The sequence below is a fragment of the Mucilaginibacter agri genome, from assembly GCF_009928685.1.
Taxonomy (GTDB): domain Bacteria; phylum Bacteroidota; class Bacteroidia; order Sphingobacteriales; family Sphingobacteriaceae; genus Mucilaginibacter; species Mucilaginibacter agri.
Map to the genome: position 1 here is coordinate 1 of NZ_WWEO01000024.1, position 7480 is coordinate 7480.

Annotated in this window: 7 protein-coding genes; 1 reads left to right on the top strand and 6 read right to left on the bottom strand. The window is 46.0% G+C overall.

What is annotated here, in order from left to right; all coding sequences use genetic code 11:
• Positions 1 to 176 precede the first annotated feature (176 nt).
• The 6 genes from GSY63_RS00150 to GSY63_RS00175 form a co-directional block, all read right to left on the bottom strand.
• Positions 177 to 338 (bottom strand): SH3 domain-containing protein, encoded by a 162-nt coding sequence (locus tag GSY63_RS00150; RefSeq protein WP_166583822.1) that lies wholly within the window; start codon positions 336 to 338, stop codon positions 177 to 179.
• Positions 325 to 1089, bottom strand: a complete 765-nt coding sequence (locus GSY63_RS00155; RefSeq protein ID WP_166583823.1) for a M23 family metallopeptidase — start codon at positions 1087 to 1089, stop codon at positions 325 to 327. Before GSY63_RS00155 ends, GSY63_RS00150 begins: the two co-directional genes overlap by 14 nt.
• A 372-nt stretch (positions 1090 to 1461) precedes the next feature.
• Positions 1462 to 2505: an L-dopachrome tautomerase-related protein gene (locus tag GSY63_RS00160; RefSeq protein WP_208094409.1), complete on the bottom strand. Its 1044-nt coding sequence runs from the start codon at positions 2503 to 2505 to the stop codon at positions 1462 to 1464.
• Positions 2506 to 2928: 423 nt separating this feature from the next.
• A complete protein-coding gene (locus GSY63_RS00165) occupies positions 2929 to 5247 on the bottom strand; it encodes a xanthine dehydrogenase family protein molybdopterin-binding subunit (RefSeq protein WP_166583824.1) in 2319 nt (772 codons plus the stop codon).
• Positions 5244 to 6227, bottom strand: a complete 984-nt coding sequence (locus GSY63_RS00170; RefSeq protein ID WP_166583825.1) for an FAD binding domain-containing protein — start codon at positions 6225 to 6227, stop codon at positions 5244 to 5246. Before GSY63_RS00170 ends, GSY63_RS00165 begins: the two co-directional genes overlap by 4 nt.
• 11 nt (positions 6228 to 6238) lie before the next feature.
• Positions 6239 to 6868 (bottom strand): (2Fe-2S)-binding protein, encoded by a 630-nt coding sequence (locus GSY63_RS00175; RefSeq protein WP_166583826.1) that lies wholly within the window; start codon positions 6866 to 6868, stop codon positions 6239 to 6241.
• Between the two features lie 135 nt (positions 6869 to 7003).
• Here GSY63_RS00175 and GSY63_RS00180 point away from each other — a divergent pair, with 135 nt between their 5' ends.
• On the top strand, positions 7004 to 7450 hold the full coding sequence (locus tag GSY63_RS00180) for a group II truncated hemoglobin (RefSeq protein WP_166583827.1): 447 nt from the start codon (positions 7004 to 7006) through the stop codon (positions 7448 to 7450).
• The last annotated feature ends 30 nt before the right edge of the window (positions 7451 to 7480 follow it).

The following is a 7480-nucleotide window of genomic DNA, read 5'->3' on the forward strand; positions in this document are numbered from 1 at the left end:
AGGCTTTAGCGGTATATTCATCAGCGGGCGATATGACAGAGTTTTTGAACTTATGCTTAGCTCAAAGTAGCGAAAAAGAAGGGGGGGGGGAGGCGGATCGGATCAGAAAATGGAGCTATAGAAATAATTCGTCTCATGTTTGAGGGAGCCGGTTAAAATGTGCTGTTAATACGGCATTACTTTTTATCATAAACCCAACCCTCAGCACCATCCACTGCGATCAGTTTAAAATTTTTATAGACACCGATAAGTAATACACTCCGCCCGGGTACAATATTGGTAATCCTTGACGCTGTCGTATCCGGCTTGTCGTAAACTGCTGCCTTATACTTGATCATCAATGATCTGCAGCCAGTCGGTTTTACTGAACGGGCAGGGCACCAGGGATGTTTCATCGGCCGGGTCGCTCACTTTATACTGGTTCTTCGTCGCTGCCAATACGTTGACAGGAATGTTGTTGATGAGATACATCTTATTTAAATTATTCACGTTAGCGGTTACCGGTGCAGGTTTTTCTGTGACAGGTTTAACAAACAATAAAGGATCAATAGCGCCGCTCATTGTATAGACGCCAAAATGCAAATGTGGAAATGTTGTTTTGGCGTTGCCTGTATTACCAATCAATCCAACGGTATCCCCTGCCCTCACGCGCTGGCCGTTATGGACAAGCTGCGTTTCAAGATGCGCGTAGTACAACCTATAGTCCTGTCCTTCCGGCTGCATAAAGACAACCAATCCCCCAAGTTTATTTTCTCCTACATTGGTCACAGTGCCGTCTGCGCCGGCCAGGGCCGGAGTTCCTTTTGGCGCAAAGATGTCAATGCCTTCATGCTGACGTGAATTATCATCCCGTCCCTCTCCCCAAAAACCTCCGATTTTTGCATGTCCTGATGCTGATACCGGGAAACGGAGCGACGGACCAATTGTAATCTGTATGGTATATTCCCCGCCCTGCAACAATTCCGGTTGCAAACGGAGGATATAGGTACCTGTCTTTTTGACTTCAAAATCAAAGCCGGAACTATCCGCAGAAACAATCAGGCTGCCATCCATAAATAAGTCGGCATAGATGGTAAACTGCTGCGGCATTTTCGTGATCCGTAAATTTATTTTCTGACCTCTCTTCAAGCCAAAGGAATAACCGGATGCCGTCGGCTTATCACCGGGAAATATCCGGTCTCCTGGTAGGGCAATTCAATAGCTAATGGCTTGAGCAAGGTTTTCCGGGCCTGCTCCTGCCATTTCCGGCCGAGTGCTGTATTACCCAGGCCCGCATCATTTAAATGCTGACCGTAACTATCATGCGGTGACTGCTGCTTAAAAAGGGCTAATGGCCCGTGATTTTGCTACAAGCTGCGAATAACAAAAGAAAACCGATGATCCAGGTGAACCTTATTTTCATATGTTTCCCTTAAATTAACTATCTGAACTCATTTTATAAAATATTGACACCAGCCTGTCCTATGGAAGTTTGACTTTATAAATCCTGTATGGATAATCGGTTTTGTCCACACCCTGATGAAATTTAGGGAGCCGGTTCATTTGAGAACAACTGAAATAAAGATAACCGTCGGGACTGATACCCATCGAATCCGGCCAGCTAATACGGGGATCTTTTACTAACGTGTTGAGTTTACCTTTTGAATCAACGTAAGTAATGCTGTTGTTTGGTGAATCACTTAAAAAAATATTTCCTTTGCTGTCTGCTGTCATGCCATGGCAAACCCCGGTTTCGGCAATCAGTTCTACTTTTCCATCGGTTTTTCCACTGGCTAACGCTTCGGTACTGATGCGGTACAACTTGGTTTGGTTAATTGCCCGGTAATAAAACCATTGATTATCGGTCGTTAAAGCAATTCCGTTTATATTAGAGGAAAAACGCTTTCGTTTATCGTCGATGACGTCCTCATCGTCCAGGCGCAAAGTAAAGTTTGGATCGGCTTTTGTAGAAGGATGATTCTGCAAAGCCAAACGGCTTTTTCCTGTTTTCAGATCAAGGACGACGATTGCACACAGACCGGGATCCGACAGATAGGCCAATTCACGTGAATGATCGATACGGACATCATTCAAAGCACTATGGGTTTTATCCAAATCGTCGAACGTGTAAACCTGAATTAATTTATTGGTTTTCAGGCTATATTCATATAAACTGAAATCACCTGTTATTTTCCTGCTGTCAGCACCAGGTGCAGCTGCGGCTACTGCAGGAGACGCATCTAACACCCAAAGATTGTCCTGTTCATCGGTCCACAGGTCCTGTACATTTTTAAAACGGCCCTGTGAGACAAGATCCGGATAGGGTGTCCGCTTCCCATTCTTGACTTCAGCCAATGCATATAAAAAAGGTTCATGTTTGGGAAAGCCGGCGAATAATCGGCCTGAAGCGGAAACTTTACAGCCGATCACCTGGTTTTGACCAAACGACGCAACCTCTATTAGCCGAACCTGTGCTTTTATAACAATGGCCAGCAAAACGAAAGATATGGTTAGCGTAATTTTCATAATATGCTAACAACATTTGAAGCCCCTGGTTTGTCGGAGGTTAGTTAGTTCATGTCATGAGCACCATCAATAGCAAAAGCTATTGACGACAAAAGGTCGAAGTGGATGTTGTTGCCTCTTCTCTGCACTGATCTTGTCGTTACGCTATGTATATTTCTTAACATCAATTAGGTCTTCTGTTAATGTTGATCCCGTACCGCTGCATACTATCGAGCGATGCGCAAGCACGATGAGGAGCTGGCGGCTGTAGCAACCTAAAGGCGTTTACAACCCCGTCCCGAATTAAGCATGACCGTTAAAGACGGTTCGCAACAGGAAGAATGATGAGTGCTACATTTCTAAACTATTAAACTGTCCATTCCTTACCTTTAGCGTGCCGCTATACCGCCCAACCCTGACGACTTTACAAAATTTAAAAAACCATCAGATTAGTTTGTCTGGTGTTATCGGCAGATCTCTTACCCTCCTACCCGTGGCGTTATAAATTGCGTTCGCAATTGCAGCCGCCATACCGGTTATACCTATTTCTCCGATTCCCCTGGCTCCAATAGGTGAAATGTAAGGGTCCGGTTTCCCAATAAATTGCACGTCGATTTCGGGGATATCTGCATTTACCGGAACTAAATATTGAGCCATATCCCTTGTTACGATACGGCCGTTAATAGGATCATATTTGGTTTCTTCCATTAAGGCCATGCCCATACCGAAAATAATCCCTCCCATAATCTGATTTGTCGCGGTTTTCAAATTCATTACCGTGCCGATATCCATTATGCTGGCAATCTTCTCTACCCGGATCGTTCCCAGGTCCGGATCAACCAACACTTTGGCAAACTGCGCGCCGAAGGAATGAAAAACATAATCCTTACGTTCAGTTTTCTCATCAGCCTGTACAGCAGCGTTGGTTTTGCTTTCTTCTTCTATTTTTGCCTCAGGGCTCCCATCCGGCGCAGTGGTAGATTGCTGCGCACGGGTTGAAACATTAGTCTTTGCCTGCGCTTCAACCTTATCCATTCCGTTTCGGCGTAAAACGTCTACCAAAGCTTCACCGACGTTCGCATTGTCCTTTAAATGGATGCGGCCATTGCCTGCCATTATATCCTCCTCCTTTTTATCATATAATGGCGACTTATGATCAGCAATAGCTATTTTAATTACTTTACTCATAGCGCCCAACGCAGCCGCCCTGATGGCCGGACCAACGCTGGCCGATACTTGCGAACCACCTGACTGTGCACCTTTTGGGTAAGAACTATTTCCAAGCTTAACTTTGACTTTTTCAACGGGTAAGCCAAACGCATCGGCAGCAACCTGCGTCATTACGGTATAGGTGCCTGTGCCAATATCCTGTGTTCCACATAAAATCTCAGCATGGCCGTCAACATATAATGTCGCTTTTGCAGAGGATGCGCTGCGGTTTGCCGGATAAGTGGCAGTTGCCATGCCGTAGCCAACCAATAAATTACCTTGTTTGGTTTGGCCCGGCTCAGGGTTTCGGTCATTCCAGCCTATAGATTCCGCGCCACGCAGATAACACTCTTTTAAGTATTTGGAGGAGAACTGCTTTTTCTTCTGCTCATCCATATCTGAATGGTTGGCAATTCGAAACTGTATAGGATCCATTTTTAGCTTACGCGCCATTTCATCCATAGCCACTTCAAGCGCATAGGTACCGACCGACTCCCCGGGTGCCCGCATTGGACAAGGCGTGCCGCGATTAAGTCTTACCAAACTATGTTTAACTTCGACATTCGGGCTGCTGTAGATCATGGGTGTGGCTACCCCTGCCGTTTCCACAAATTCATCCACAAAAGACGTTTCCGAAATGGTATCGTGTTTAACAGAAACGAGTTTACCATCCGTACCAGCTCCTAATCCAATCTTTTGCTGGGTTTGGGTGCGCCTGCCGGCGGCCGAAAATACCTGCTGCCTTTTTAATTCAATTTTTACCGGGCGGTTAAATTGTTTGGCGGCCATCGGTGCCAATAAAGTATTGGCCCAGGTAAATCCCTTTGAGCCAAAACCACCGCCGATGTATAGTGCGTAGACTTGCGTGTTTTCCTTGGGTATCCCCAAAATAGTTGACAATAATGCCTGTACACCCATAACAGATTGCGTTGCATCATAAACTGTTAGTTTTTCACCATTCCATTCCGCAATAGTTGCATGAGGCTCCATGGCCGTATGGCTGTACACGGGTGTAGTATACGTTTCATCAGTGGTCACGGCAGCGGTTTTCATGGCCGCGTCAGCATCACCTCTTTTTTCCTGCGTTTTGGCCCCACCCAATCCAGAGCCCGGCTGATAAGCCGTAGCAAAGTGATTTTCAAATCCTACGGCGGGCTTTTGTTCTTCGTAGGTTACTCCGATCAAAGCGGCAGCCCGCTCTGCCTGTTCTGTCGTCTCCGCAACCACTACCGCAATATATTGGCCCCCATAAAGCACCCTGTCATTTTGTAGGGGCAACAGATCCTTCTCGGCGAATTTGCCACTGCCGGGGTCAGATCCTGCTGGGGAATGCAGCATCATGCAATTTTCACTGGTCATGACGCCAATAACACCCGGCATTTTTTGTGCCTGTTGTACATCTATACTTTTAACCCTGCCTTTGGTGATCGTACTCAAAACCGGCACGCCGTAGGCGAGGTTTTTGATTTGATATTCCGCTGCATAGGTGGCCGCCCCGGTCACTTTCAAGCGGCCTTCGACACGATCAATAGGTTTTCCAAGTGATTCGTTCATGATAGGCCCTCCACGGTTTTCAAGGCGCGTACCAATGTACGCTTAGCCAATTCCACTTTAAATGCGTTGTCCTTATAAGGGTTTGCCGTTGCCAGTGCTAAATCAGCCGCTCTTTTGTAGGTGCTCTCAGTAGCCGACGCACCGATCAAAGCTTTTTCAGCATCCAGGGACCGCCATGGCTTTGTTCCTACACCACCTAATGCTATTCTGGCCTGCCTGATAATTCCATTCTGAACATCTAATGCAACTGCAGCCGAAGTAAGTGCAAATTCGTAAGATGCCCTGTCGCGTACTTTTAAGTAATGCGATTTAGCGGCAAATGGCAGGGCGGGAATTTCGATATGAGTAATCAGTTCACCCTGCCTCAGGTTATGTTCCAGATGTGGGGTCTGAGCAGGCAACAAGTGAAAATCAGCAAAAGGAATGGTCCTTATCCCTTTTGCCCCTTGCACATAAATAATCGCCCCTAAGGCTGCCAGTGCTACGCACATGTCTGATGGGTGTGTGGCAATACATTGGTCACTGGTACCTAATACCGCGTTCATCCGGTTATAACCGTTAATAGCAGCACAACCCGAACCTGGTAAACGTTTATTACAGGCAAAGTCTGTATTGTAAAAATAGGGGCATCTTGTTCGCTGCATGAGGTTACCGCCAGTAGAAGCCATGTTCCTTAGTTGAGGGGACGCCCCAGAAAGTAATGCCTCAGAAAGCATCGGAAAATGCGTTTTGATAAAGGGGTTATAGGACAAATCACTGTTTTTTACAAGCGCACCAATTCGGACACCTTCATCCGGCATTTCTTCAATTTTATATAGCGACAATTTATTGATATCAACTACCTGCCTAGGCGTCTCGATATTCAACTTCATTAAATCAAGCATATTAGTACCACCAGCTATAAATTTGGATTGTTTGATTCCCGCTGAATGTATGGCTTGCAGGTTATCTTGCGCCCTGATTAGTTTAAATGGTTCCATAATTTTGCGGGTTAAGCGTTTTGAACTTCTTTAATAGCTGCTACAATATTCTGGTAAGCGCCGCAGCGGCAAATGTTACCGCTCATGAGCTCTTTAATCTCCGCGTCTGTTTTAGCATGACCTTCCTTAACTAAACCAACGGCGGAACAGATCTGACCCGGCGTACAATAACCGCACTGAAAACCGTCATGTTTCAGGAAAGCCTCCTGCATGGGATGGAGTTGTTCGCCCTTGGCCAATCCTTCAATAGTAACGATCTCCGCACCTTCACACATACCTGCTAAGGTCAGGCAGGAATTAATGCGACGGCCGTCTGCCAAAACGGTGCAAGCGCCACATTGACCATGATCGCATCCTTTTTTTGTTCCGGTAAGCCCAAGTTTTTCTCTCAAAGCATCTAAAAGCGTTACCCTGGAATCCAGGTTAAGTACTTGCGTTTTGCCGTTGATCGTGAGGCTAACCGAGGTTATTTCGGCAGGTGCCGCAGCAATATCTTCGCCTTTTTGCGAGTCTCCGGCCGCTCGTACCAGTAATGGAGCGAGGGTTAAGCTGGCACCGGCAACGCCCAGTTGGGATAAAAATCCACGCCGGGTTGTACCTAACTTTGATTTATTGCTTTCGTCGGGTGAGTAATCTGTCATATCTCCCATAACATTGATTTGTAAGGATTAAACATTAATTTTAAGGCAAATGTTTATCACAGAAATAAAAAGCGAATAATTCAGAATTCGTCTAAACAATGAGCATCAGGAGTTTACATTATATGCTTAAATCGCATGGAATGGGCTGGCGGCATGCCGATGTTTCTGGAACTTTTTGACAAGTTTTATGACAAGGTACTGGCGGACGATATTTTGGAAACCTTGTTTAAGCACATGTCAAAGGAACACCGTTTGCATGTAGCTCATTTTGTGTCAGAGGTATTGGGTGGCCCAAAGATATACAGTGAAAGCGAAGGAAGCCATTTTGTGATGATCCGTCATCATTTAGCGAAACACCTGACCCAACAGCACCGGCTACGATGGATGCAGCTTTTGCTCCAGACAGCTGATGAACTTGAATTGCCGGACGATCCCGAATTCCGATCAGCCTCTTTGGCTTACCTGGAATGGGGAACCCGTATTGCTGTGAACAATTCTAAGCTGGATAAATTAGAAGAACCGCCTGATATGCCGATGCCTATATGGGGATGGGGTGTGCCGGGCGGACCATATCAATCTTAGCTCCTCGCATGTGTTTAAATTTAACTTTGG

What these genes read in the sequence shown, in the direction of transcription:
- GSY63_RS00170 (WP_166583825.1), bottom strand. Translation starts at nt 6,227, where the DNA reads ATGGAACCATTTAAACTAATCAGGGCGCAAGATAACCTGCAAGCCATA.
- GSY63_RS00180 (WP_166583827.1), top strand. Translation starts at nt 7,004, where the DNA reads ATGGAATGGGCTGGCGGCATGCCGATGTTTCTGGAACTTTTTGACAAG.
- GSY63_RS00160 (WP_208094409.1), bottom strand. Translation starts at nt 2,505, where the DNA reads ATGAAAATTACGCTAACCATATCTTTCGTTTTGCTGGCCATTGTTATA.
- GSY63_RS00155 (WP_166583823.1), bottom strand. Translation starts at nt 1,089, where the DNA reads ATGCCGCAGCAGTTTACCATCTATGCCGACTTATTTATGGATGGCAGC.
- GSY63_RS00150 (WP_166583822.1), bottom strand. Translation starts at nt 338, where the DNA reads ATGATCAAGTATAAGGCAGCAGTTTACGACAAGCCGGATACGACAGCG.
- GSY63_RS00175 (WP_166583826.1), bottom strand. Translation starts at nt 6,868, where the DNA reads ATGACAGATTACTCACCCGACGAAAGCAATAAATCAAAGTTAGGTACA.
- GSY63_RS00165 (WP_166583824.1), bottom strand. Translation starts at nt 5,247, where the DNA reads ATGAACGAATCACTTGGAAAACCTATTGATCGTGTCGAAGGCCGCTTG.